The following is a 686-nucleotide window of genomic DNA, read 5'->3' as shown; positions in this document are numbered from 1 at the left end:
ACCCGCTTTGGGTTTATACTGGTTTGATAGTGAATGATAAGAGTTCGATAAAGGAATCATGATGATCCAAGAAGCCATTGAAACGAAGCTGCACAATGAGTTTGAGCCGACCCATCTCAACGTCGTGAATGAAAGCTACATGCACAATGTACCGGCAGGTTCTGAAAGCCATTTTAAGGTAGTGGTTGTGAGTGATGCATTTGAAGGCTTACGCTTAATTGCTCGCCACCGAGCAGTCAACCAGGTTCTTGCTGAAGAACTGGCCAATCATATCCATGCGCTCTCTATTCATACTTATACAAAAGATGAATCCGCCTTTTTTATCGCCAAATCTATCGTTTTTTCGTTGTTATATTGACCAAGTTGATGTCAGCGTGAACGATTCAAAATACCTATAATTAGTAATGTTTTTATTAACAGTGTTTCAACAAATTCTGTAAAATATTAGTTTGTGACAGAGTATTAATCTCTTGTTTAAAACGCTGTTAAAATGCCTTTTTATCTGTGCGGCTCGTCAAATTTATCCATATTTGAGAGACCATATGCTTCAATTCTCACCAAATATCGCCCTTATTCAAGTTATTGGTCATGGCATCAAGACGTCAAAAAATGCTAGAATACGGCACCTGATAAATCTCACCTTATTTTTGTGATGAGTTTATTAAGATAATGTTGCGATTTTGGTG

Annotated in this window: 1 protein-coding gene; it reads left to right on the top strand. The window is 37.6% G+C overall.

Annotated elements, in window-relative coordinates; genetic code table 11:
- The first annotated feature begins 61 nt into the window (after positions 1-61).
- Positions 62-358, top strand: a complete 297-nt coding sequence (locus KIV40_RS33575) for a BolA family transcriptional regulator (protein WP_285353743.1) — start codon at positions 62-64, stop codon at positions 356-358.
- Positions 359-686: the final 328 nt, after the last annotated feature.

This window comes from Vibrio sp. D173a (genome assembly GCF_030248475.1).
This window is presented reverse-complemented; position numbering and strand designations above follow the sequence as displayed.

Bases quoted from the DNA above. Each gene is read 5' to 3' on its own strand.
- KIV40_RS33575 (WP_285353743.1), top strand. From the start codon at position 62: ATGATCCAAGAAGCCATTGAAACGAAGCTGCACAATGAGTTTGAGCCG.